The sequence below is a fragment of the Luteimonas sp. gir genome, from assembly GCF_037198055.1.
GTDB lineage: Bacteria > Pseudomonadota > Gammaproteobacteria > Xanthomonadales > Xanthomonadaceae > Luteimonas > Luteimonas citri_A.
This window is the reverse complement of record NZ_JBBAXQ010000001.1, coordinates 270,933-295,695: the sequence shown is the minus strand read 5'-3', so window position 1 is coordinate 295,695 and position 24,763 is coordinate 270,933. Positions and strand designations below refer to the sequence as shown.

At 63.4% G+C, this 24,763-nt stretch carries 22 protein-coding genes; 21 read left to right on the top strand and 1 reads right to left on the bottom strand.

All coding sequences use genetic code 11. The features are described 5' to 3' along the window. The first annotated feature begins 106 nt into the window (after window positions 1-106). The 7 genes from WAF18_RS01355 to WAF18_RS01325 all read left to right on the top strand — a co-directional run bounded on the left by WAF18_RS01355 (window position 107) and on the right by WAF18_RS01325 (window position 6,427). Window positions 107-868 (top strand): ferredoxin--NADP reductase, encoded by a 762-nt coding sequence (locus tag WAF18_RS01355; RefSeq protein ID WP_337243516.1) that lies wholly within the window; start codon window positions 107-109, stop codon window positions 866-868. A gap of 120 nt (window positions 869-988) precedes the next feature. Next, entirely contained in the window at window positions 989-2,077 is a 1,089-nt protein-coding gene (locus WAF18_RS01350) for a site-2 protease family protein (protein WP_337243515.1), read from the top strand. Between the two features lie 70 nt (window positions 2,078-2,147). Further along, window positions 2,148-2,723: a hypothetical protein gene (locus WAF18_RS01345; RefSeq protein WP_337243514.1), complete on the top strand. Its 576-nt coding sequence runs from the start codon at window positions 2,148-2,150 to the stop codon at window positions 2,721-2,723. A 9-nt stretch (window positions 2,724-2,732) separates the two neighbouring features. Further along, complete coding sequence (locus WAF18_RS01340; protein ID WP_055250723.1) at window positions 2,733-2,933, top strand: helix-turn-helix transcriptional regulator; 201 nt, start codon at window positions 2,733-2,735, stop codon at window positions 2,931-2,933. Then, the gene (locus WAF18_RS01335) at window positions 2,930-4,456 is read left to right on the top strand and encodes an alpha/beta hydrolase (RefSeq protein WP_337243513.1); all 1,527 of its coding nucleotides are present in this window, start codon (window positions 2,930-2,932) and stop codon (window positions 4,454-4,456) included. The genes WAF18_RS01340 and WAF18_RS01335 overlap by 4 nt, the downstream gene beginning before the upstream one ends. A gap of 46 nt (window positions 4,457-4,502) precedes the next feature. Continuing rightward, window positions 4,503-5,249 (top strand): ATP-binding cassette domain-containing protein, encoded by a 747-nt coding sequence (locus WAF18_RS01330; protein WP_337243512.1) that lies wholly within the window; start codon window positions 4,503-4,505, stop codon window positions 5,247-5,249. Beyond that, on the top strand, window positions 5,246-6,427 hold the full coding sequence (locus tag WAF18_RS01325; protein WP_337243511.1) for an ABC transporter permease: 1,182 nt from the start codon (window positions 5,246-5,248) through the stop codon (window positions 6,425-6,427). The genes WAF18_RS01330 and WAF18_RS01325 overlap by 4 nt, the downstream gene beginning before the upstream one ends. A gap of 80 nt (window positions 6,428-6,507) precedes the next feature. On the opposite strand, the gene WAF18_RS01320 is transcribed toward WAF18_RS01325, so the two are convergent. Beyond that, window positions 6,508-7,548: an energy transducer TonB gene (locus WAF18_RS01320; protein ID WP_337243510.1), complete on the bottom strand. Its 1,041-nt coding sequence runs from the start codon at window positions 7,546-7,548 to the stop codon at window positions 6,508-6,510. A 396-nt stretch (window positions 7,549-7,944) separates the two neighbouring features. Here WAF18_RS01320 and WAF18_RS01315 point away from each other — a divergent pair, with 396 nt between their 5' ends. From WAF18_RS01315 to pglZ, 14 genes are all read left to right on the top strand, one after another. After that, on the top strand, window positions 7,945-8,103 hold the full coding sequence (locus WAF18_RS01315) for a hypothetical protein (protein ID WP_337243509.1): 159 nt from the start codon (window positions 7,945-7,947) through the stop codon (window positions 8,101-8,103). Between the two features lie 48 nt (window positions 8,104-8,151). After that, window positions 8,152-9,321, top strand: a complete 1,170-nt coding sequence (locus WAF18_RS01310) for an STY4528 family pathogenicity island replication protein (RefSeq protein ID WP_337243508.1) — start codon at window positions 8,152-8,154, stop codon at window positions 9,319-9,321. Window positions 9,322-9,908: 587 nt separating this feature from the next. Continuing rightward, a complete protein-coding gene (locus WAF18_RS01305; protein ID WP_337243507.1) occupies window positions 9,909-10,769 on the top strand; it encodes a phage integrase N-terminal domain-containing protein in 861 nt (286 codons plus the stop codon). Between the two features lie 80 nt (window positions 10,770-10,849). After that, window positions 10,850-11,059, top strand: a complete 210-nt coding sequence (locus WAF18_RS01300) for a helix-turn-helix domain-containing protein (protein ID WP_279993479.1) — start codon at window positions 10,850-10,852, stop codon at window positions 11,057-11,059. After that, a complete protein-coding gene (locus WAF18_RS01295; protein WP_337243506.1) occupies window positions 11,052-11,663 on the top strand; it encodes a DUF1819 family protein in 612 nt (203 codons plus the stop codon). Before WAF18_RS01300 ends, WAF18_RS01295 begins: the two co-directional genes overlap by 8 nt. Further along, on the top strand, window positions 11,660-12,316 hold the full coding sequence (locus WAF18_RS01290; RefSeq protein WP_337243505.1) for a DUF1788 domain-containing protein: 657 nt from the start codon (window positions 11,660-11,662) through the stop codon (window positions 12,314-12,316). Before WAF18_RS01295 ends, WAF18_RS01290 begins: the two co-directional genes overlap by 4 nt. Before the next feature lie 11 nt (window positions 12,317-12,327). After that, a complete protein-coding gene (gene brxC, locus WAF18_RS01285; RefSeq protein ID WP_337243504.1) occupies window positions 12,328-15,879 on the top strand; it encodes a BREX system P-loop protein BrxC in 3,552 nt (1,183 codons plus the stop codon). 19 nt (window positions 15,880-15,898) lie between these two features. Next, window positions 15,899-16,759: a DNA damage-inducible protein D gene (gene dinD, locus WAF18_RS01280; protein WP_279993483.1), complete on the top strand. Its 861-nt coding sequence runs from the start codon at window positions 15,899-15,901 to the stop codon at window positions 16,757-16,759. A 147-nt stretch (window positions 16,760-16,906) separates the two neighbouring features. Then, the gene (gene pglX / locus WAF18_RS01275) at window positions 16,907-18,571 is read left to right on the top strand and encodes a BREX-1 system adenine-specific DNA-methyltransferase PglX (protein WP_337243503.1); all 1,665 of its coding nucleotides are present in this window, start codon (window positions 16,907-16,909) and stop codon (window positions 18,569-18,571) included. Continuing rightward, on the top strand, window positions 18,568-19,713 hold the full coding sequence (locus tag WAF18_RS01270) for an AAA family ATPase (protein WP_337243502.1): 1,146 nt from the start codon (window positions 18,568-18,570) through the stop codon (window positions 19,711-19,713). Before pglX (WAF18_RS01275) ends, WAF18_RS01270 begins: the two co-directional genes overlap by 4 nt. Next, a complete protein-coding gene (locus tag WAF18_RS01265; protein ID WP_279993487.1) occupies window positions 19,710-20,252 on the top strand; it encodes a hypothetical protein in 543 nt (180 codons plus the stop codon). Before WAF18_RS01270 ends, WAF18_RS01265 begins: the two co-directional genes overlap by 4 nt. Continuing rightward, the gene (locus WAF18_RS01260; RefSeq protein ID WP_337243501.1) at window positions 20,249-20,470 is read left to right on the top strand and encodes a hypothetical protein; all 222 of its coding nucleotides are present in this window, start codon (window positions 20,249-20,251) and stop codon (window positions 20,468-20,470) included. Before WAF18_RS01265 ends, WAF18_RS01260 begins: the two co-directional genes overlap by 4 nt. After that, window positions 20,470-22,251 carry a BREX-1 system adenine-specific DNA-methyltransferase PglX gene (gene pglX, locus WAF18_RS01255; RefSeq protein ID WP_337243500.1) on the top strand — a complete coding sequence of 594 codons (1,782 nt, stop codon included), beginning with the start codon at window positions 20,470-20,472 and terminating at the stop codon, window positions 22,249-22,251. The genes WAF18_RS01260 and pglX (WAF18_RS01255) overlap by 1 nt, the downstream gene beginning before the upstream one ends. 1 nt (window position 22,252) lies before the next feature. Continuing rightward, window positions 22,253-24,760 carry a BREX-1 system phosphatase PglZ type A gene (pglZ, locus tag WAF18_RS01250; RefSeq protein ID WP_337243499.1) on the top strand — a complete coding sequence of 836 codons (2,508 nt, stop codon included), beginning with the start codon at window positions 22,253-22,255 and terminating at the stop codon, window positions 24,758-24,760. Window positions 24,761-24,763 lie beyond the last annotated feature (3 nt).

The window sequence follows — 24,763 nt, the reverse complement described above, 5'->3', positions numbered from 1 at the left end:
GGGAGGCCTCGGCGGAAGACGCTAGTATAGGCGCCCGGTCGCACCCGGCCCCGCGATACACCGTTGCGCGGACGCGCGTCCGTTCCGCTTACGATCCGGTTGACCCGTGGCCATCCAGCATTTCCCGCTCAAGCTCACCGGCCGGCGCATGATCGCGCCCACCGTCGCCCATCTGTCGTTCATTCGTGACGACGGCCAGCCGCTGGATTTCGTGCCCGGCCAGTTCATTCAGGTGCATTTCGCCTACGCCGACGGCACGCCGACCAAGCGCTCGTATTCGCTGGCGACGATCCACGATCACGCGATGGGGCCGGGCGATGCGGTCGAGATCGCGGTCAGCTATGTGCCCGGCGGTGCGGCGACGGCGCTGTTCGAGGGCCTGGCGCTCGGTGACCACGTCCGGGCCAGCGGTCCGTTCGGCCGGTTCTGCCTGCTGCCGCAGGACAGCAACCGCCGCTACCTGCTGATCGGGACCGGCACCGGCGTGACGCCGTACCGGTCGATGCTGCCGCTGCTGGAACGGGCGATCGCCGAGCGCGGCGTGGAGGTCGTGCTGCTGCTGGGCGCACGCACGCCGGCCGAGTTGCTCTACGGCGACGATTTCCGCGCCTTCGCGCAGGCGCACCCGCAGTTCCGCTTCGTGCCGTGCTTCTCGCGCGAGCTGCCGGCGCCCGGGGACCCGCATGCGCATGCCGACGTGCGTCACGGCTATGTGCAGCAGTTCGTCGGCGAGTTCGCGCCCAACGCCGACGATATCGCCTACCTGTGCGGGAACCCGGACATGGTCGACGCGGCGTTCGAGGCGCTGAAGGGCTTCGGCCTGCCGGTGCCGCGGATCCGGCGCGAGAAGTACGTCAGCAGCAAGTAGGCCGGGGGCGCCGTGTCAGCACCGGACGCCCGATCGCCGATGCCAGCCGAGGCGGACATCGCGGCGCTGATGCCGCCTCCGCCCGATGCACCCGCGCCCAGGCGTCCCGGGTGGCGCCGCATGCTGCCGACGTTGGGCGGGATGGTCGGCGGTGTCGTGGTCGGCCTGGGCGCGGCGATGATCGGCGTCCCGCTGCTGGACGCCCTGCCGCCTGGGTCGATGACGGCGTTGCTGCTCGGCGTTGTGCTGTCGGTGTGGCCGCACATCGTGCTGCACGAAGCCGGCCACGCCGTGGCGGGTCTGTCGCGCGGCATGCACGCGATCGCCTTCGGCGTGGGCCCGTTCCGATTCGAGCGACGCGGCGCGCGCTGGCACTGGCGCCGGGGCGGCGGGATCCGCGGCATCGGTGGGTTTGCCGCACTGCTGCCCAGCGGCGAGCGCGGGCTGTCGCGCCTCGACCAGGCCATCTTCCTGCTCGGCGGGCCGATGGCCAATCTTGTCACCGCGGCGGTGCTGTTCGCCTGTGCGATGTGGCTGCCGATGCCGGTGCAGCTCGCGGCCGCCGGCCTGGGCAGCGCGATCGCCGCCGCGCTGATGGGCCTGGGCAATCTGCTGCCGCTGCAGTTCTCCGGCTGGCGCCTGGATGGCCGCGTGTTGCTGGACCTGCTGCGCCGCACGCCCGATGCCGCGCTGCACCTGCAGATCAACCAGCTGATGGCGTTGAGCCTGGCCGGGGTGCGGCCGCGCGACTGGCCCGAGGCGTCCATCCCTGGACTGCCGGCCACGATCGCCAGCGACGGCCTGGCGCTGAGCGGACGGATGCTGCGCCTGTCGCGCGCGATCGACCGACGCGATGCCGCGACCGCCTGGCCCGACGCCGTCGCGTTGACAGCGGCGTTCGCCGCCGCGCCCACGGTGTCGCAAGGCCCGATCGCCGTCACGCTGGCCAGCCATGCGGCGTTGCTGGTCGGCGACCGGGCCTTGCTGGCAGCCTGGCGTCCGCGCTGCGAAGGCGGGCTGCTGGATCTTTCGCCCTACCGGGCGTGGCTGGATGCCGAGCTCGCGCAGCTCGATGGCGATGCGACCGCGCTGGCGACGCACCTGGCCCATGCGCGCGCGCTGGCCGACCGGATTCCAGACGCGGCCAGCCGGACGGTCTTCGACGAGCGACTCGAGACACTCGCCCAGTCGCTTGCGCCATCGGTGTAAAGCACGCTTGACACAGGGTTCGGTGCAACCGCATGCTCGCTGTCAAGCACACTTGACAGAACAGATCGCCATGACCCGTTCCTTGCACACCCAGCCGCTGCTGGCCGTCGCCGCGATGTTGATGGCCGCTGCGATCGCGCTGCGTCTGCTGCTGCCCACAGTCCCCGCCTGGGCACCGGTGCTGGTCCTGCTGTCGGCGGTGGTGATCGGCGCGGTCGCGATGCGCCGCGGTGCGTCCGGCTGCATGGATGCGCCGCCCGCCCTGCGGCGCCGCTACACCCGCGACATGACGGTCGGCATGGTCAGCTACATGGCGCTGGTGTTCGCATCGCTGCTGCTGCTGCGCACGGTGGAGGCGCCGGCGCTGCGGGCACTGATCGCACTGCTGCCGGTCGCGCCGATCGCGCTGCTGATGCGCGCGATGCTGCGCTTCATCCGCGGCGTGGATGAGCTGCAGCAGCGTATCGAGCTCGAAGCGATCTGCATCGCCGCCGCGCTGGTGTCCTTCGGCTACATGACCGGCGGCTTCCTGCAGGCGGCACAGGTCATCGACGTGCCGGCAAGCGCCGCAATGCTGTGGGTGTTCCCCCTGGTGTGCGGCCTCTACGGCATCGCAAAATCGGTCGTCGCGCGGCGGTACCGGTAAGGGGTCGGCATGAAGAGTCGGGTGCGGGCGCTGCGCGAGGCACGGGGTTGGTCACAAGCACAGCTGGGCGAACGTCTGGAAGTGTCGAGACAGACGATCAACGCGATCGAGACGGAAAAGTACGACCCCAGCCTGCCGCTGGCGTTCCGGATCGCACGCGAGTTCGCCGAGCCCATCGAATCCATTTTCCTGTTCGAGGACGTTCCATGAGGACATCGAGGTTTTCCGTGCTGACGCTGGCCGCGGGCATCGCGCTTGCCGGCTGCAGCGGGGGCGCGCCGGTACCGGCAGAGGGCGAGGCCGTCCGGCCGACGCGAATGTTCGGGCAGATCCCCTTCCACGCCTGCACGCTGGACGGGGGCAATGCGGCAACCCGGGTCGAGGCGCAATGCGCCACCTACGAGGTGCCCGAGAATCCCGATGCGCCCGACGCCCGGCGCATCGCGCTCAACATCGCCTGGCTGCCGGCCGATGCGAAGGACGGCGGCACCGCCGATCCAGTGTTCTTCCTCGCTGGCGGCCCGGGCCAGGCCGCGACCGAACTCGCCGCGCAGATCAATGCCGGCCTGCGCGAAGTGCGCCGTCAGCGCGACATCGTGCTGGTCGACCAGCGCGGGACCGGCGGTTCGAACCCGCTGACCTGCACCGATGCCGATGGCCAGGCGCTGGAACTCGACGCGCTGACCGCACCCGACGACGCCGCGCTCGACGCCTACGTCGGCCGATGCCTGGCCGGCCTCGACGGCCGCGCCGATCCGCGTTTCTACACGACGGCCAATGCGATCGCCGACCTGGACACCGTGCGCGCCGCGCTCGGCGCCGATCGGATCAACCTGGTCGGTGGGTCCTACGGCACCCGCGTCGCCCAGCAGTATGCGATGGCGTATCCGCAGCACACCCGCAGCATCGTGCTCGACGGCGTGGCCCCGAACGACCTGGTCGTCGGCGGCGAGTTCGCGCACACCTTCGAGGACGCGCTGGCGCTGCAATCCAAGCAATGCGCCCAGGACGCCGGATGCCGCGCTCGCTTTCCCACCGATCTGCAGGCCCAGCTGCGCGGCGTGCTGTCGACGCTGCACACGACGCCCGCACCGGTGACCTATCGCGACCCGACCACCGGCGCGCAGCGCGACGGCGTGGTCACGCCGGACACGGTGACCGGCCTCGCGTTCCTGTTCTCGTATGCGCCACAGACCGCGTCGCTGCTGCCGTTGATCCTCGACGAAGCGGCGCAGGGCCGCTACGGCCCACTGATGTCGCTGTCGCAACTGATGTACAGCAACGTCGACGGCCAGATGACGCGCGGCATGCAGTGGTCGGTGATCTGCGCCGAAGACGCAGGCCGCTACCGCGAGGACGGTCGCGTCGCCGACACGATCCTCGGCCCCGATGTCGCGCGCATGTTCTTCGGCGCGTGCCGCACCTGGCCGACCGGCGCGCCGCCGGCCAACCACACCGCGGCCCTGCAGTCCGATGTGCCGGCCCTGCTGATGTCGGGCGAACTCGATCCGGTGACGCCGCCTGCCTACGCCGAGCGCGTGCTCGCCGGCCTGCCGAACGGACGCCATCTGGTGTTCAAGGGCCAGGGGCACGGCACGTTCGCACTCGGCTGCGCGCCCAAGCTGCTCGCGCAGTTCATCGAATCCACCGATGCCAAGGCGCTCGACGCCAAGTGCCTGGACGCGATGCGCCCGGTGCCGCCATTCACCAGCTTCAACGGGTGGTCGCCATGACCGTGCCGCGCTTTGCGGTGCCCCTCTTCCTTTCGGAGCTTCATCGATGATCACCGCCCAGCAATTGTACAAGGCGTTCAAGACCAAGGCCGGCCTGGTCCAGGCGGTCGACGGCGTGGACTTCGTCGCCGAGGACGGCCGCATCACCGGCCTGCTCGGTCCCAACGGCGCCGGCAAGACCACGACGCTGCGCATGCTCTACACGTTGATGAAGCCCGACCGCGGCCAGGTGCTGGTGGACGGCATCGACGCGAGCCGCGACCCGGCTGCCGTGCGTCGCGTGCTGGGCGTGCTGCCCGACGCACGCGGCGTCTACAAGCGGCTGACCGCACGCGAGAACATCCACTACTTCGGCCAGTTGCACGGCATGAGCCAGGCTCAGATCGCCACACGCACCCAGGCGCTGAGCGACCAGCTGGACATGGGCGAGATCCTCGACCGCAAGACCGATGGCTTCAGCCAGGGCCAGCGCACCAAGACCGCGATCGCACGCGCCCTGGTGCACGACCCCCGCAACGTCATCCTCGACGAGCCGACCAATGGCCTGGATGTGATGACTACCCGCGCGATGCGCGAATTCCTGTTCAAGCTGCGCGACGAGGGCCGCTGCGTGATCTTCTCCAGCCACATCATGCAAGAGGTCGCCGCGCTGTGCGACCGCATCGTCATCATCGCCAAGGGGCGCGTGGTGGCCGCCGGCACCGCCGACGAACTGCGGGCGCGCTACGGCACGCAGAACCTCGAGGACGCCTTCGTACGTGCGATCGGCTCGGAAGAGGGGCTTCTGGCATGAGCGCACTGCGATGGGTGTGGTGTGTGATGCGCAAGGAGCTGCTCGACATCGGGCGCGACCGGCGCACGCTGTTCATGGCGCTGCTGCTCGGCCCGCTGCTGTATCCGGTGCTGATGACCGGCATGAACGTGATGATGGAAAAGCGTGCCAAGACCGAACAGGACCGCGTTCTCGAAGTCCCGGTGCTGGGCGCGGCGCATGCGCCGAACCTGGTCGCGCACCTGGCGACGCTGGGCATCGTCGCGGTCGATGCGCCTGACGACCTCGATGCGGCCATCGCCCGACAGGACGTCGACGTCGCGATCGAGATCCCGGCTTCGTTCGCCGAGGACTGGCAGGCCGGGCGGCCGGCCACGGTCGAGGTCATCAGCGACAGCACCCAGCGCAACGCGCAGACACCGGCCACGCGGGTGCGCGCGGCGATCGCCAGCTATGGGCAGCAGGTCGGTGCGTTGCGTCTGCTCGCACGCGGTATCGACCCATCGGTGGTGCAGCCGATCGCGGTGGGCACGCGCGACATGGCGAGCGAAGAGGCCAAGCGCGGCATGCTGCTCGCGGCGCTGTTGCCGTATCTGCTGATCCTGTCGAGCTTCATCGGCGGCTCGTACCTGATCATCGATGCGACCGCCGGCGAACGCGAGCGGCAGTCGATCGAGCCGCTGCTGGCCACGCCGGCTGCACGCGGTGCGATCGTCAGCGGCAAGATGCTCGCCGCCTGCGTGATCGGCCTGTTGTCGTTGCTGCTCACATTGCTGGCATTCAAGCTCAGCGCCCAGATCGGCACCGGCATGACCCGCATGCTCGACGTCCGGCTGGCGGCGATCGGCAAGATGCTGCTGGTGCTGCTGCCGATGTTGTTCATCGGCACGTCGCTGCTGACGTTCCTCGCAGCCGCGGCCAAGAGCATGAAGGAAGCGCAGAGCCACATCGTCTGGCTGATGCTGCTGCCGATGGTTCCCACGTTCGTGCTGATCATCAATCCGATCAAGACCGAGTTGTGGCAGTTCGCGGTGCCGTTCCTGTCGCAGAACCAGCTGCTGCTCAAGATCATCCGCGCCGAGCCGATCGCGCCGCAGGTCTGGGCGGTGTACCTGCTCGCCAGCCTCGCGTTGGTGGCGGTGTTCTGGGGCCTGGCGGTGTGGCGCTACCGCCAGGAGCGGCTCGCGATCTCGGGCTGAGATCGCGCGGACGGCATGGGGCGCGTGCGTTGCACACGCCCCCAGCGTGCCCACCGGCCACGCGCCGGTGGGCGCTTGCGTCAGTTGGCAGTCGGAGAGAAGCCGATCGTGCGGCGCGTGGTGACCGGTGCCGGCACCGGCTCGAAGCGCCAGCGTCGCACTGCGGACAACGCCTCGCGATCAAAGGTGCGCGGCGGATCGGCGCGCACGATGCGCGCGCTGCTCACCGAGCCATCGACCGCGACGGTGAACTCGACCTGCACCTCACCGCTGATGCCGGCCCGCAACGCATCCGGGGGATAACGCGGCGCCGGGGTGCTCAATGGATGCAGCTGGACCGGCGCCGGGGCCGGCGCCGCTTCGGGCGGCGGCGCTTCGGTGGCCGGGGTGGGCGCCGGGCGTGCGGGTGCGGGGCGCGGCGTGTCCTGCGCTGGGCGCGGGGCCGGCTGCGCAGGCGCCGGCGTTGGCGTCGGCGCAGACGCCGGTGCGCTGCGCGCGCCGGTGGTCTCGGCCGGTGGCGGCCCCGGCAGCTGCTGCGCCGCCGAGACCTGCTGCTCGCGCTGCTGCTGTGCGCGCTCGCGCGCGATCTGCTGTTGGCGCTCGGCCTCCTGCGCGGCGCCGCGCTGCTGATGCACGGCCGCTTCTTCGGCGGTCGCGATGCTGGTGCGCAACCGGCCGAGCGCCGGGTGGGTGGCGTCGGTACGTTCGATCAGTCCCAGCAGTCGGCGCGCCTCGGCGAAATCGCCGCGGTCGCGGTTCTGCTCGGTGGCAATCACGGTCAGCGGCAGCAGATCGATCAGCGCACTGGTCGCCGCGGCATCACCGCGCGTCTTGTCGCGCAGCGCGAGGTAGTACTCCATCGCGTTCTCGCCGGGCGGAAAGTACAGCCGGCTGTCCTGATACGCCTGGCCGGCCGCCTTGCGCAGATCGTCCGCCGAGAGTGCGGCCAGCGCATCGTCGGCCGCGCGTTGCTGACGCGCGGCCTGATCGGCCGCTTGGCGGCTCACGTCCGCGGTCTCGGCCGGTGCCGCGTCGGGCTCGGGTGCCTCGTCCCGGCCCCCGCAGGCGGCCAGTCCCAGCGCCACGCACAACGCCGCGGCCAGCCCGGTCCGCGACGACACTGCGGGCGTCGATCGATTCGAGACCATCATCGTTCCCCAGGGTGCCTGTTCTTCAAAGTGCGTAGCACGCGGCAGCGCAGACGATTTGTCAACCGCGCAGGTCGGCGTGCGGGCTCCGATTGTAAGCGCGTTGGCAGCGCGTTCACCGAACATGTGCGTTTTCGCGCGAGTGCCCGGCACTGGAACGGCCTACTTGCCGATGCAGAAGCGGCATTTCTGCCGCATGTCGTTGATTTTCAATGTAGTCATGGCGGTCTGGCAACGCGCTTGGACTTATTCTTGGACTCAAAATCAAGCGTGTCCCTTGGTAGCGGCGAATGGCCCATCTTGGACGCTCCCCGCGCTCTCGTCGCCGGTGCAGTACGCCAGCAAGCGGTCTGATCAAGGACGGCGAACATGGCCATCGACGCTCAGCAACGTCCAATGCGCTGCAGCGTGCTCATTTTCCCACCTCCTGATCCGGAACACCAAGGATGTTGCGCCCTGCTTCAGCTCGAAAAAACGGGAGGCGCGCAGTTCGGATTGATGGCTGCGGCAGCGGTGATGCCGGGGTGAGATGACAGCTCCTTTGGCCAGTTGGCCGATACCGACAGGAGCCTCACCATGTCACACCAAACTTCAGACATCATCACCCCGAAAGCCCTGTTGCTCGATGAGCGGCTGACGCCACTGGAGCGCAACGCCTGGCTGACTTTCCGTGCGCTGGCCAGCAGCGACGGCACCGTGGTCCTCAGCTACGACGCGCTACGCAAGTACCTGCCCAGCGCACCGGGCAGCAAGCGGGCGGCCCTTGAGACCGTGTCCAGGGCCGTGCTGTGCCTGCGGCTGTCCACGTGGATTGCGCTGGTCGAGTACCGTCGCAACCCGATGACCGGCTTCTCAATGGCCAGCCGTTACGCGGTGCGGAATCAGCCCCTCGCGTTCGATGACGCATGCATGGAAGACGAAGACTACCTGCCCCTGTTGGAACGGGCGCTCGGCCATGCCAGCGCAATGATCCGCCAACTGGCGCAGTCCATTCTCGACGAGGCCATGCGCCATCCAGACAGGTTGGGAAAGCTGCCCGCAACAATGCAAGAGCAGATCAGGCGCTTGCAACACCGGGGCGATGACCATGATCCGGGCAGTCCTGGTGGTTCAACTCCGCGCGATGCCCTTGTGCCCGAAGCCAGCGGCGACATTCCGAAACCCGTTCCGGCATCTGCCGCAACAGTACGTACTGTAGAGAAAGAAGTATTAAAAGAAGTACGTACGTACCGCTCACCACCCGAAGTGCAGGGATTGGGGCCGGATGTGTCAGCCCGCTTCCGGCACTTGCCACAGGATCAGCAACGAGTTCTCACCGCGCGTCTCAGGGGCTTGCCTCCGGAGCAACGCCTGGCGGTGCTGGCCGAGTGGGACGCGCGCTGCGAATCCAGTGGTGTGCACAACGCTATCGCCTACCTCTACGGGTTGATCAAGAAGGCCGTGGAAGGCGTGTTCAAGCTCTGGGCGGCGCGCAAATCCGCCCCGCAGCAGACACCCGTGCAGGCCGTCAGCAACAGCCAGCATGGCTCGCTGCCTGCCTCTTCTCCATCGTCCAGCAGCCAAGCCGCAAAGCCTGCGTCGCGCGAGGTGGCGCAACGGCATCTGGATCAGATCAGGCGCATGTTGAAGACGCCATCGCTGCCCATCGGGCAGATCATCGGGTGCATGGCTGACAGCGGAATGCTGCCAACAGCCCCGGGAAACACGCCTGCTGCTGCAAGGCTGGGATCCCTGGGCTCGGCGTGAGACAGATGGGGCCGTCACTGCCCGCCGCAGTGACGGCCCGGCGAACTGCAGCAGGAATGCGGGTTGGTGCAGCATCGCATTGATGGCGGCGCACATGACGATGCCCCGGCACACTGGCCCAGCAACAACCTGCCGGTGGGTATGAACACCGGAACCCTGGCGCAGGTTCCTGCAAGCGCCGCCCCGGTTCACCGGGCGGAACCATCCCAGGCACACCCAGGCTCGTTCGGTGTGCCGCCCTACCCACGGGCAGAGCCTTCCTCATCTTCGGCGTGGTTCGTCCCCCCATCGTCGCGACACACGCTCGCCTTTCCAGGCTTCGTCGCTGCTCGCCCGACCTCACACGGCCTGCCGGCTCCTTTTCCACCACTGCATAACAGGAGGTATCCAATCCCAGCACATCGCGTTGTCATCCCTTGCCATTCCTCCGCCCGGCCTTTCCACAGGAAGCGAGGCGGACGCCTCATTCGAGGCCACAGGTGAACTGAGCACCTGGCCCTTGCCCTTCGGGGATCTCGCCTTGGCGAGTTGGCAAAAACACTGACCGTTTGCCTCTCAGCCCCGACAACCGATGGAACGACACCGCGATGGACGACCTGACCTATACCCTGCGCCAGCTTTGCCTGCGCAACCGCGACGGCAGCCACGCCACCCAGGCGGACCGGCAGCGGTCGCTGACCCTGGCTGCTCGCCAACTACGCGAGGCGGGCTTTCGCCAGATGCGGGCCACCTCGCTCAATGGCAAGCATGTCGAAGCCTTGTTGCAGCGCTGGCAAGCCGAAGGCCTATCGGCCGGTACGATCAAAAACCGCATGGCGCACCTGCGTTGGTGGGCCGAGAAAGTCGGCAAGGCAGGCATCCTGCCGACGGACAACACCAAGCTGGGTATCCCTGAACGACGCTATGTGACCAACGAAAACAAGGCCAGGGAATTGGGTGACAGGCTGGGCAGGATCACCGATCCACACGTCCGCATGAGCCTGTGCCTGCAAGCGGCCTTTGGCCTGCGGCGGGAGGAGTCCATCAAGTTCCAACCCCGCTATGCCGACCGCACCGACCACATCGCCATCAAGGGGTCATGGGCGAAGGGCGGGCGTGACCGGAAGGTGCCGATCACGACGCCGGAGCAGCGCATAGTGTTAGACGAGGCGCATCGGCTGGCCGGCCTAGGCTCGCTAATCCCGGCGAACAAGACCTACATCCAGCAACGGCACCTGTACGACGGGCAGTGCAAGGCGGCAGGTCTGAGCAACATGCATGGACTGCGGCATCGATACGCACAGATGCGGTATGAGGCGTTGACGGGGTGGAGGTCGCCCTCGGCGGGTGGGCCAGCTGCAGGCCAGCTGGCCCCAACGGAGCGCAATCAAGACAAATATGTGCGTCTCATGATTAGCCAAGAGCTGGGCCATGATCGACTGGCAATCGTGGCCGTTTACCTCGGCTGAAGATCATGGAAAATCCTGTCAAACCGGGTTAAACCTGGTAAAATTGGCCCCTTATACAAATTTTCCGCGAACCCATTGCCATGACCGATCGCTGGCTGAGCGTCGAAGAAATCACCGAACACCTCGGGGTCAGCAAGGACACCGTCTACGCCTGGATCGCCAAGCGCAACATGCCCGCCCATAAAGTGGGGAGGCTCTGGAAATTCCAGAAAGCGGAAGTCGACGCCTGGGTCAAGGCCGGCGGAGCCAGCGACAGTGACGATGCCCGGCAGGAGCGCGATGATGGTTGAGCGCTACCGCCTATCTTTCACCACAGGCGGCCTGTTTCTACTCGAAGCCCCGGCGATTGCCGAGCACTACGTGACCACACGGGACTGGGAGAAAACACGTTCGCATGTGCGCAGCGGGAACGTGCTGCAGGTCAGGACGGCTGCCGCGTCCACCCGTATCAGCAAAGAGTTGATCGCGCGTCTTGAACTACTCGACTTTGAAGAGTTGGAAGTCCTGATCGACTCCAACTTGCGCGACCGTGCCTATCTGCTCTGGGTCGCTGCCTGCCGGCGCTACGCCTTTGTCCGTGACTTTGCCAGGGAAGTGCTACGGGAGAATTTTCTCGTTCTGCGACGGCAGTTGAGCGCAGCCGACTACGAGGCTTTCGTCAGCGCCAAAGCACTCTGGCATGACGAACTGGACGAATTGGCACCGTCCACCCAACGCAAGCTTCGGCAGAACCTGTTCCGCATGTTGCGCGAGGCTGAATTGGTCTCCGAGCAATTGCTGATCCAGCCAACGGTACTGACCCCACAGCTCGCCCGGCTGCTGGCTCGGCGGGGTGTCGATGAGCTTCTGGTGTTCCCAGCAAGTGACCAAGAGATCAAGAGGTGGCTGAAATGAGCCAGAAGATCAGCCAGCAGCCGCTGGCAAAACGCTTCGACCATTTGCGCGAGGTCATTGCCAGTCCTCGATTCCTGCAGATGCGGGGGTTGAACAACGACCTGCCCTTTTACATCTGCGAGTTCAAGGCATCGGAGGCCTTCGAGATCCAGCGCATGCGCCGCCAGTTGGTCAACACATTGGCAGGCCTGCAAGTGGAATGCCTGCAGGGCCGGGGCGTCAAGGTGCTGGAGATCAACCTCTACGACCTGACCATCGACATGCTCAAGGCGCGCGAAGGCAGCAGTGAGGGCAGCAATCTGTGGGATGAGATTCTCGCTGCCGAGCCGGAGGTCGAGAAAGAAGCCTTGCAAGAGCTGTTGCAGAACGTCCTGGACATCAAGGGGCATCTGATCCCGGAGATCGGCGAGCGGCTGGCGCAAAGTGACTACGACGTGCTGTTCCTCAGCGGGGTCGGTGAAGTCTTCCCCTATATCCGCTCGCACAACGTGCTGAACAACCTGCAGAGCACCGCCAAGGACAAGCCCACCGTGATGTTCTTCCCGGGGGAGTACCGCCACTCGCTGGAACAAGGGGCGTCCCTGGAGTTGTTCGGGCTGCTGCACGACGACAAGTACTACCGCGCATTCAATATTTTCGACATCCAGGCGTGAGGAAGCACCCGATGGAACTCAAAGGCATTTTCAAGCGCCCGGTCAGCCGCCCGATCGAAGGCGTCATCAAGGCAGACGATGAGGCCAGCCTGTACACCGAGCTCAGCGAGTACGTGCTGACCGACGAAGTCGCCAAGCGCCTTGAGCACTTCCTGGAGGCCTATACCGACTATCAGGTCGCCAACGGCGTGTGGGTGTCAGGCTTCTTCGGCTCGGGCAAGTCGCATCTGCTGAAAATGCTGGCCTTGCTGCTGGAAAACCGTGAGGTCGGCGGCAGCACTGCACTGGATCTGTTTCTGCCCAAGATCCATCAGGACGATGAACTGCTGCGCGCCAAGCTGAAGCAGGCCGTCGCCATTCCATCCAAAAGCATTCTGTTCAACATCGACCAGAAGGCCGACATCATCAGCAAGACCCAAGTCGATGCGCTGCTGTCGGTATTCGTCAAGGTGTTCAACGAAACCTGCGGCTACTACGGCAAGCAGGGCTACATCGCGCAATTCGAGCGCGACCTGGACGAGCGTAGCCAGTTCCAAGCGTTCAAGGCGGCCTACCAGGCCCTGGCCAGCAAACCGTGGGAACGGGGCCGGGAACAGGCCTTGCTCGAATCCGGCAACATCGCCAAAGCCTATGCCGAAGTCACGGGCGAAGACGCCGCGCATGCCAAGGGCATCCTGGACAAGTACCGCAGCCAGTACAGCGTGTCCATCGAGGATTTCGGCAATCAGGTCAAGGCCTGGCTGGACCAGCAACCGGCCGACTTCCGCCTGAACTTCTTCGTTGACGAAGTCGGGCAGTACATCGCCGACAACACCAAGCTCATGACAAACCTGCAGACAGTGGCCGAAAGCCTGGCCACCAAATGCCAGGGCCGCGCCTGGATCATCGTCACCGCCCAGGAGGACATGACCGACGTGCTGGGCGACATGAGCAAGCAGCAAAGCAACGACTTTTCCAAGATCCAGGCCCGCTTTGCCAACCGGCTCAAACTCACCAGTGCCGATGTGGCCGAGGTGATCCAGAAGCGCCTGCTGGCCAAAAACGATGACGGTCGCCAACTGCTGCAGGGCGTGTATGCGCAGCAGGCCAACAACTTCAAGACCCTGTTCGAGTTTGCCGATGGCGGCCAACGCTATCAGAACTTCCGCGACGAAGAACATTTCATCTACGCCTATCCCTTCGTTCCCTACCAGTTCCCGCTGTTCCAGGCCGCCATTCGTGGGCTGTCGCTGCACAACGGCTTCGAAGGCAAGGCCAACTCAGTCGGCGAGCGCTCCATGCTTGGGGTGTTTCGCGATGTCGCCATGGCGATCGAGAGCGAATCGGTCGGTCAGTTGGCCACTTTCGACCGCATGTTCGAGGGCATCCGCAGTGCGCTGAAAGGCGGCATCCAGAGTGCCATCAACGTGGCCGAACGCAACCTCAACGATGCATACGCCGTGCGCGTGCTCAAGGCGCTGTTCCTGGTCAAGTACGTCAAGGAGTTCAAGGCCACACCACGCAACCTGAGCGTGCTGATGCTGGAGCGCTTTGGCGAGGACATTCCCGCCCAGCACAAGAAGCTCGAAGCGGCGCTCAATCTGCTGGAGCAGCAGACCTACATTCAGCGCAATGGTGATGCCTATGAATACCTGACCGACGAAGAAAAGGACGTCGAACAGGAAATCAAGAACACCGACATCGAGAACGCCGACCTGGCCAAGGAGCTTGAAAAGCTGCTGTTCGATGGCGTCATCAAGCAGCGCAAGATCCGCCACAGCCACAGCCACGGACAGGACTATCCCTATACCCGCAAGCTCGATGATCGCGTGCTCAGCCGCGAGCATGAATTGGCCATCCATCTGGTCACGCCGCTGACCGATGGCTTTGACGATTCCGAAGGATTCCTCACGCAGCAGCGCATGCAAAGCATGGGGCGCGATGAGCTGCGGGTGGTCCTGCCGGCCGATGCGCGCTTCATGCAAGACCTGGCCATGCACAAGCGCACCGAGAAATACATCCGCCAGAACAGCAATACCCAGCAAGAAACCGTCAAACGCATTCTCGACGCCAAGGGTTCCCAGAACACCGAGCGCCTGAACGATCTACAGGTTCGCGCGCGTGCGCTGCTGGGCAAAGCCAGGCTCATCATCAACGCGTCAGACGTGGACGTTGGCGGCGAAGACGGCCAAACCCGCGTGCTCAAGGGCTTCGAGCAACTGGTGCAGACCGCCTACCCCAACCTGCGCATGTTGCGCGACGACGTGGTGTTTGCCGAAGCCGACATCGGCAAACACCTGCGCATGGCTAAGGACGGCTTGCTGGCCAACGACGCCGCCAGCCTGACCGAGCCGGAGCAGGAGCTGTTGGCCTTCATTCAGGGCAATGCCCGTGGCGGCGTGCGCACCACGGTCAAGAGCTTGCTTGAGCGCTTCGAGCGCAAGAACTACGGCTGGTACCACGCCGCCATCCTGTGCAACCTGGCCCTGTTGTGCGCTCGCGGCAAGATCGAGATCCGGCAGGACAGCAATCCGCTTGAAGACGATGCGCTGGAACGCGGCTTGCTCAATACGCATGCCCATCCCTCGCTGGTGCTGGAGCCGCAGATCGAGTTCAGCGCCTCGCAGGTGCGCACGCTCAAGGAGTTCTACGCCGAGTTCTTCGACCAGCCCGCCGCCAGCAACGAAGCCCGGGCACTGGCCCGTGAAACGGTCGATGCACTGAAAACGCTGGAAACCGAATTGAGCGCCCTGCACGGGCAAAAAGCGCAATACCCCTTCCTGAGCGCATTGGCACCGGTGCTGACCACCTTGAAGGACATGGCCGGCAAAAACCCGAACTGGTTCCTGACGGATCTGGCCCGGGCCGAAGATGCACTACTGGACACCAAGGAGAACACCATCGACCCGCTGCGGCGCTTCATGCGCAGCCCGCAAAAAGCCATCTACGATCAGGCACGCCAGCTGGTTACCGAGCAGGAAGACAACTTCGCCTACGTTGGCGCAGCCGAAGTCGATGCGGTGCGCGGTTTGCTGGATGACAAAAGCCCCTGGCAAGGCAACCGCCTGCAACAGCTCAAGCCACAGCTGGACGCCCTGCAGCACGCCATTGCGCAGCAGCTCGCGCAGGAGAAGGAACAGGCCAATGATCGCCTCCTGGAACTGGAACAGCGCCTGCAAGACGCGGCGGAATTCGGCCAGCTGAACCCGACGGATCGCAAGCGGCTCACCCAGCCCTTCGGCGACGCTCGGCAAAGCGTCCAGGCCCACAAGCGCATCGCCATGATCCGCGATCAGCTGCGCCGGTTTGAAGACGAGGACTACCCCCGGCTGCTGCTGCAACTGGAACAACTGGCCCGGCCTGCACCGCCCGATCCTGCGCCACACCCCGCATCACCTGGCCCCGGCGGTGCGACGCCCCCATCCACGCCAGCCCCTGAGCCCAAGCTGGTGGCCGCACGCACCATCAAGGTCAGCTATGCCAAGCCGTGGCTGGCGTCGGAGGCCGAGCTGGACGACTACCTGCGAAAGCAGCGCGAAGCCTGGCTGAAGGAAATCCAGGCCGGCAATCGGGTACAGATCTGAGGCAAAGGGAGACAGCGACATGGCCAACGAAGTCATCCAGCGCATGCAACACCACCTCGATGCAATGACGCAGGGTGTTCCCGGTGAAAACATCGAGTTCTGGTACGCCCGCGACCTGCAGGAACCCCTCGGCTATGCCCGCTGGGAGAACTTCATGACCGCCATCCGGCGGGCTATGGAGGCTTGTGAATCAACGGGTTACAGCGTGGACGACCATTTTCGTGGCGTCACGAAAATGGTCCCTCTTGGCAGCGGTGCCGAGCGCCCCGTCGACGATTTCATGCTCACCCGCTACGCCTGCTACCTCGTGGCGATGAACGGCGACCCCCGCAAGGAAGCCATCGCTTTCGCCCAGAGTTACTTCGCCACCCAGACCCGCAAGCAGGAGCTGATCGAGGAGCGCATGCGTCTGCAGGCTCGCCTGGATGCACGCGACCGCCTGCGCGAATCGGAAAAAGCCCTGTCCCAGAACATCTACGAACGGGGCGTGGACGACGCCGGCTTCGGTCGCATTCGCTCCAGGGGCGATACCGCCCTGTTCGGCGGCAACAGCACCCAGAAGATGAAAGACCGCCTGGGGGTTGCCCCGGCCCGGCCGCTGGCGGACTTCCTGCCAACCCTCACCATCGCGGCCAAGAACCTGGCCACGGAGATGACCAACCACAACGTGCAACAGGCGAATCTGCACGGCGAAACCCGCATCACCGACGAACACGTGCAGAACAACCTCAGCGTGCGCGGCATGCTTGGCCAGCGCGGCATCCAACCGGAGCACCTGCCGGCGGAAGAGGACATCAAGAAGCTGGAGCGACGGGTGAAGTCCGACGAAAAGAAACTCGAAAAACGCTCGGGCAAGCTGCCGGGCAAGAAGGCCGATTGATGGACACCAGCAAACTCAAGAAATTCGCCCAGTTTGCCCGCCGCACGCTGCGTGAGCAGGTCAGCGCCAAGCTGGCCCTGGTGCTGTCGCCCAATAGCGCGGCCCGGCGGGAAAGCCCGCAAGCTGTGAAGAAATTGGAAGAAACCATTGCGGCAAAGCGGTGGCCAGGATCCGGTCATCGAGCGCGTGGCCTACACCTGGTTCAACCGCTTCTGCGCCCTGCGTTTCATGGATGTGAACCGCTACACGCGCATTGGCGTGGTGTCGCCCGCCGAAGGCCAGTTCCAGCCGGAGATCCTGCTCGAAGCCAAGATGGGCCACTTCGACGAAGACATGGTGCCGCCCCAGGTGCAGCAGAAAATCGCCGATCTGCTGGCAGGCCGCGCGCCCAGCCATGACGGCCAGGGCGAGGCTTATCGCCTGCTGGTGGTCGCCGCCTGCAATGCCTGGCATCAGGCCATGCCCTTCCTGTTCCAGCGCATCGACGATTACACCGAGCTGCTGATGCCCGACGACCTGCTCTCGGGCAGCGCCATCCTGGCCTACACTCGCGAGGCCATGACGCCTGATGCCTGCAAAAGCGTGGAAGTCATCGGCTGGCTGTACCAGTTCTACATCTCGGAAAAGAAGGATGCCGTCTTCGAAGGGCTGAAGAAGAACCAGAAGATCACACCGGACAACATCCCGGCCGCCACCCAGCTCTTCACCCCGCACTGGATCGTGCGCTATCTGGTGGACAACTCGCTGGGCCGCCTGTGGCTGCTCAACCGTCCCACCTCGAAGCTCGCCGAACAGATGGCGTACTACATTCCGCCGGAAAAGCCCGAAGCCGCTTTCCTCAAAATCAGCAGCCCGCAAGACATCAAGGTCTGCGACCCGGCCTGCGGCTCCGGCCACATGCTCACCTACGCCTTCGACCTGCTCTACGCCATGTACGAAGAGGACGGCGTCGACCCGGCGCAGATCCCGGAGCTGATCCTTACCCACAACCTGTACGGCATCGAGCTGGACGAACGCGCGGGCGAACTGGCTGCTTTCGCGCTCAGCATGAAGGCACGCGCCCGCCAGCGGCGCTTTTTCAACAAGCGCATCAAGCCCAACATCTGCGTGCTGGAAAAGGTCGGCTTCGAGCGCGACGAGCTGGGCGAGTACATGAGCGCCACAGGCCGCGACCTCTTCACCCACGAACTGCGCGAAACCCTGCAACAGTTCGGCGAGGCCGACAACTTTGGCTCGCTGATCCGGCCCCAGTTGGCCAGCGCGGCCGATGCGCTGGCCACGCTGGAAGCCAAGGACATGGGTGGCAACCTGTTCCTGGCGGAAACCCACCGCAAGGTGCTGACCGTACTGCGCATGGCCGAATACCTGGGCCCGCGCTATCACGTGGTCGTTGCCAACCCGCCGTACATGGGCGGCAAGGGCATGAATGGGCGGTTGAGCGCGTGGGCCAAGGAGAACTACCCCAGCAGCAAGTCCGACCTGTTTGCGATGTTCATCGAGCGCAACCTGGACATGGCATTGCCGGGGGGCGCAGTGGCGATGATCACCATGCAAAGCTGGATGTTCCTGTCGTCGTTCGAAGCTTTGCGCAGCCGCATCCTCAACCAGAACACCATTCTTTCCATGGCACACCTGGGGGCGCGGGCCTTCGACAGCATTGGCGGCGAAGTCGTTTCCACCACGGCCTTTGTGCTGGAGAACGCACACAAGCCGGACTATCGGGGCGCGTATCTGCGACTGGTGGATGGCAACTCGGAAGCGGAGAAGATGGAAATTCTGGTCAAGGCTATCGAACAAGGGACGGCGAAATGATCAGCAAGCTGCACCTCAAAAATTTCATCGCCTTCACCGACCTGGGCATTGACTTCTCGCCAGGCATCAACATCGTCATCGGCGAGAACGGTACTGGCAAAACCCAACTGCTCAAGGCCATTCTGACGCTAAGTGGGCCGGAGGCCCGTGGGGAACATGCTGATGAGCAACTCGCCCACAAGCTGTGCCGGCTCTATCACCCGCTGAGTGATCAAGTTGGCGAACTGCGCCGCGCGGGCGAACGCGGCGAGGCCATGCTGAGCGCCACCTTTGCATCCGGCCAAGAAATCACCGCCCAGTTCAGCGGCAGCGCCACGGTGGTCAAAGTCAGCACCAACGCACAAGGTGAAGCTTCTCCCGCCATCTTCATTCCGACCAAAGAGGTGTTGTCACTGGTGCGCGGCCTTACGGCTGAGCAGCCAGACCTGCCCACCATCGAACGCATCTTTGACGACGGCTATCTGGATCTGGCCAACCAGTTGGCCAAAGAAGGCACATCCGACCTGGACGCTAAAGTTCAACTCGATCCACGCTTTGCCAGCATCGTGCCTCGCCTGACCAATCTGATTGACGGGCAATACCTGCTGGAGAACGGCCGCTTCGTCTTCGAGGCTGGCCGCTACGTGGAGAAGGACGCCGCCACGCGCAGCAAGGCCCAGCACGCGCAGATGTACCAGGACAGCACTGAATGGAAATTCGTGCCCGACAGCAAACAACGCCTGTCCTGCGGCATGACGGCTGAGGGCTTCCGCAAGATTGGCGTGCTGCAACGCCTGCTCAGCAATGGCAGCCTTAACCCCGGCGCCACCGGCCCGCTGCTTTGGGATGAGCCCGAATCCAACCTCAATCCCAAGCTGATGAAGGATCTGGTGCTGGCTCTGCTGGAGCTGGCCCGCAACGGCCAGCAGATCATCCTTGCCACCCATGACTATGTCCTGCTCAAGTGGTTTGACCTGTTGATGGAGAAGGGCAAGGGAGATCAGGTTCGCTTTCACGTACTGTCCCGCGATACCGCCACTGGCCAAGTACGCCGAGACAGCATGGACGACTACCTGGCCATCGAACCCAATGCCATTGCCGACACCTTCAACGAACTGATGAAGGCGCAGGTCGCGCGCAAGATGGAGGGCTTGGGAAGATGAAGCTTCGCGAACGCGACTTGGAAATCGACTTCACAGATGCGATCGACGCCATCGTTTTCGATCAGATGAAGGCTGACCAGCCCAACTTCCATGGCATCGGTCAAATGCACCGCGTCGATTTTGTGGTGGAGCTTGAAGCGGCAATTCTCTTCGTTGAAGTGAAAGATCCGGGAAACCCCAAAGCCCAGTCGAAGGGACTGGAGAAGTTCCATGGAGAGCTTCAGAACGGCACGCTGAGCGATACCTTTGCTGCCAAGTTCATTGACACGTTTCTGTACCGCTGGGCTGAGGCAAGCCTTGAGAAGCCTGTGCACTACGTCAACCTCGTCACACTGGAAGACAGTGAACTCCTGCCTAATTTCTCGGATGAGATTGCCAGGAAGTTACCACCCATGGGTATGTCCGTCCCGCGCTGGAGACGTCAGTTGTTCGAGAACTGTCAGGTGTTCAACATTGAACTGTGGAACGCGAGCTTTCCGAAATGGCCAGCAAGCCGACTTATGCCAGCACCTACGGCTCCGCAGGGGGCTGACGTATGACCTGCTTCACCTGCGGCAACACTCATGAAAACAGGGAACGCGATGTGTTGTGCGCCAAGGGTGGCGTCACCGATTACTGCGTGATCGGCGAAATCGACGTGCAGGCCTTGCGCCAGCTCCAGAGCAGCCACCGTTCACCGAGCAAGCCGTTCAAGCCTGTGCCGGATAGATTTGAAATTGATTTTGATCGCAAAGTATTTCCGGCGGGAGAGAAATAATGACTGAGAACCAGAGCGACAGGCACGAAAAGCCTATGGAGAAGGTTTTCTTTCGCGTACCTTCAGCTGACTTCAAGAAGATTGCGTCAAGCCCCATTGCTTATTGGCTGAGCGAGCCAGCTTTTGCTGCTTTCGAAGGCGGCTCTTTTCTACGCGACGTAGCAACGACCCGCGTCGGGATGGCTACGGGTGACAACGAACGATTCGTACGATACTGGCATGAAGTTTCCAGCCAAAAAATTGGAATCAATTTAAATCGGGAACAGGCATCGAAGTCAGAAAAGAAGTGGTTCCCCTATGCAAACGGTGGGGAGGCCAGAAAGTGGTACGCCAACTACTCCCATGTCGTCAATTGGGAAAACGATGGCGCGATTCTGCAGACGGATCTACATGAGTCAGGGCGAGTAAGGGCGCACAACTTCAATTTAGACAAAATATTCAAACCCGGACTGACTTGGTCTCTCATCAACTCCACTTACAACGCGATACGAGTCCTGCCAGCCGGATTTCTCTTCAGTTCAGGAGCGCCTTCGTTATTTTCAGAAAGCGCCGCTGAATTGCCTGTAATTTGTGGTTACTACAACTCTTCCGTTACAGCGTATCTTTTATCAGCCATTAATCCAACCATCAATAACAACTCAGGTGACGCAGATAAATTGCCTTATCAGTTCAGCCCGCATCAAAAGGCGGCAGTGAGCAAATGCGTAACTACTGCTATTGATCTTGCTCGAGGCGATTGGAATTCTTTTGAAACATCCTGGGATTTCGCTGATTTCCCATTGCTTAGCGTCGATTACCGCCAAACCACACTCAAGGCCAGCTATCAAAACCTTCGCACCCACTGGCGAGAGATGGCGTTGGAAATGCAGCGCTTGGAAGAAGAAAACAACCGCATCTTCATCAACGCCTACGGCCTGCAGGGCGAGCTGACGCCTGAGGTGCCGCTGAACGAGATCACCCTCACCTGCAACCCGCACTACCGCTATGGCGGCGACAAGAGCGAAGACGAGCTGGAAGCCCTGCTGCAGGCCGACACCATGCGCGAGCTGGTGAGCTATGCCGTGGGCTGCATGTTCGGCCGCTACAGCCTGGACAAGCCGGGGCTGATCCTGGCCAATCAGGGCGACACGCTGGCCGATTACCTGGTCCAGGTGCCGCAGCCGCGCTTTCCCGCCGATGACGACAACGTGATCCCGCTGCTGGATGGCGACTGGTTCGCGGACGACATCACGCTGCGCTTGCGCCAGTTCCTGCGCGTGGCGTTTGGCGATGCGCATTACGAGGACAACCTGGCCTTCATCGAGCTGGCGCTCAACATCAAGTGCAAGCGCAACTACGACCTGCGCGATTACCTGCTGGGCGAGTTCTACGCCGACCATGTGAAGCGCTACAAGAAGCGGCCGATCTACTGGCTGTTCTCCAGCCCCAAGGGCAGCTTCAATGCGCTGATCTACATGCACCGCTACCGCCCGGACACGGTGAGCGTGGTGCTGCGCTACCTGCGCGACTACCGCGAAAAGCTCGCCACCGAGAAAGAGCGCCAGGCCGCCATCAGCATCAACCCGGCCAGTAGCCAGGGCGACAAGACCCGTGCTTTGAAGGAGACCGATCGTTTAGCCAAGGTGTTGGCCGAGCTGGAAGACTACGAGCGCGACGTCCTCTACCCGTTGGCCACCCAGCAGGTGCAGATCGACCTGGATGACGGGGTGAAGGTGAACTACCTCAAATTCGAGAGAGCGCTGAAGAAGATTCCGGGCCTGGCTGCAAAGGACGAGGACTGACATGAGTAACAGCCGAATCCACGAGGCGCTGACCAACCTGTTCGACAAGCAGCGCATCGTGTTCTGGTACGACACGCGCCGGGAATTCCGGGGCGCGTTCGAAACGCTGACGCTGCCCGAGGTGGAAAAGATCGAACTGGCCAACAACGAGTTCGGCGTGAAGTACCGCGTGCTGCGTGAGCAGGCGCAGCAGAAGTTCCTGCTGTACCGGGAGGGGGCCGAGCCTGCCCATCTACACAACTGGCTGCTGGACGTGCAGTTGGCCAGCGGGCGGGTCTTCCAGACCGATCAGGTGGCATTGTGGCTGGCAGAATTGGGCCTGGGGCCCAACGACTACACGCTGGTGGAAACGCACCAGGTCTTCTTTGAGTCTGCCAAGCGCCGCGACGCCCTGATGAAACTGCTGCAACCGGGCGATTCGCAAGCACAGTTGCAGCGCAAGATGCTGGCCGTATGCACGGGCGGCGAGCCTCGCCTGGATGCCATTCTGGAAACCCTGCTGGCCGAGCTGGCCCAGGCGCGCGATACCTGCATCAAGCTGATCGAGCGCAGTCAGTTGAAGGAATATCTGTGGCAGCAGATCAAGCGTGCCTATGGCTACGACTCGCCGCAGCCGGGCCTGCAGGACTTTGTGATCGAGCTGTTCAAGAACAGCTTCCTGACCAGCATCGACCCTGCCTGCGTCAGCACCTTGTCCGCCGAGTCGCTGGTGTTCCTGCGCCGCTGGAAAGACAGCCGCATGCACAAGGCCAGTTTCGAGGAGCTGTCCGGGCGGTGTGCCGAGATCCTGCAAATCGACGAGAAACTGCAGGCGCTGGACTATCGCCAGTTGGCAGATCTGGATTACTTCGAGCTGATCGACCGCAAGGTTCTCAGCGAGTTGGTGCATGCGTTGGTGGCGCGCACCATCACGGCCGCCGAGGTGGAGCAATGGGTGCGCCAGCGCCGGCAGGGCCATTGGTTCGAGAACTTCGAACATGTGTATCTGGCACTGGAACACGCCGCCCAGTTCATGCATCTGCTGGACACGACGCCGCTGGAGATGAGTTCGCTGGATGACGGTGTGCGCAAGTACGCGGCCCACTGGTTCCGGCTGGATCAGCGCTATCGCAAGTTCATCCATCACTTGCGCGAATCCGGGCAGGCATCGCTGCTTGGGCAACTGGCAACCAGCATCGAGAATCTGTACAGCACCAACTACCTGGCTCGCCTCAACAATCAGTGGCAACAGCATGTGGACGCCGCGCAGCATTGGAAGGTGGAGTCGGCAGCGCTGCAGCGTGACTTTGCCAAACGCTATGTCCAGCCTTTTCTGGAGCGCAAGGCCAAGGTGTGCGTGCTGATTTCCGATGCCTTCCGTTACGAAGTGGGTGAAGAGCTGCAGAGCCTGATCCGGCAGGAAGACAAGTACGAGGCCAGCCTGGAGCCGATGCTGTCGATGTTGCCCAGCTACACGCAATTGGGCATGGCGGCGCTGCTGCCGAACACGCGCCTCGCATTGGCCGACGGCGACAGTGGTGATGTGCTGGTCGATGGCCAGAGCGCACAGGGTTCGGCCAACCGGCGCAAAATACTGGCCGCTGCGGTATCGACCTCAACGGTGGTGCTGGCCAAGGACGTGCTGGCCATGGGCAAGGAAGATTCCCGCGCCTTGGTACGTGACCATGATGTGGTTTACATCTATCACAACCTGATCGACAAGACCGGTGACACTCGGGATACCGAAGAGCGCGTGTTCGCCGCCGCACAGGAGACGCTGGAAGAGCTGATTCGGGTGATCAAGAAGCTGTTCAACGCCAATGCCAGCAATCTGCTGCTGACGGCAGACCATGGCTTTATCTATCAGCATCACCCGCTGCAGGAAAGCGACTTTCTCAGCAGCGAACCAGAGGGCGAGCAGATTCTCTATCGCGACCGGCGTTTCGTGTTGGGCAAGGGCCTGCGCGAAGGGGCGGGCTTCAAGACCTTCCAGCCCGCGCAACTGGGACTGGACGGCTCGTTGGAAGTACAGATCCCGAAATCCATCAACCGCCTGCGGCTCAAGGGTTCCGGCAGCCGGTTCGTGCATGGCGGTGCCACCTTGCAGGAGGTGGTGATCCCGCTTCTGCATATCAACAAGAAGCGCCAAAGCGACGTAGGCCGCGTGGAGGTGGATTTCATTGGTGATGGGGGCAAGACCATCACCACGGGGCAATTGGCCGTGGTGCTGTACCAGCGTGAAGCCATTACGGAGAAACGCCAGCCCCGGCGTCTGCGTGCAGGCCTGTACACGCTCGCGGGTGAGTTGATCTCTGATCAGCATGAGCTGTTGTTCGATTTCGCCTCGGACAATCCGCGCGAGCGGGAGTTGCCGATACGTCTTCTGCTCAGCCGCAAGGCGGATGCAGCGAACAACCAACAGGTCGAGCTGCGGCTCGAAGAGCCCGTCGAGGGCACTTCGCATCACACCAAGTACAAGGCAGTGCGTTACACCATCCGCCGATCCTTCACCAGCGAATTCGATTTCTAGGCG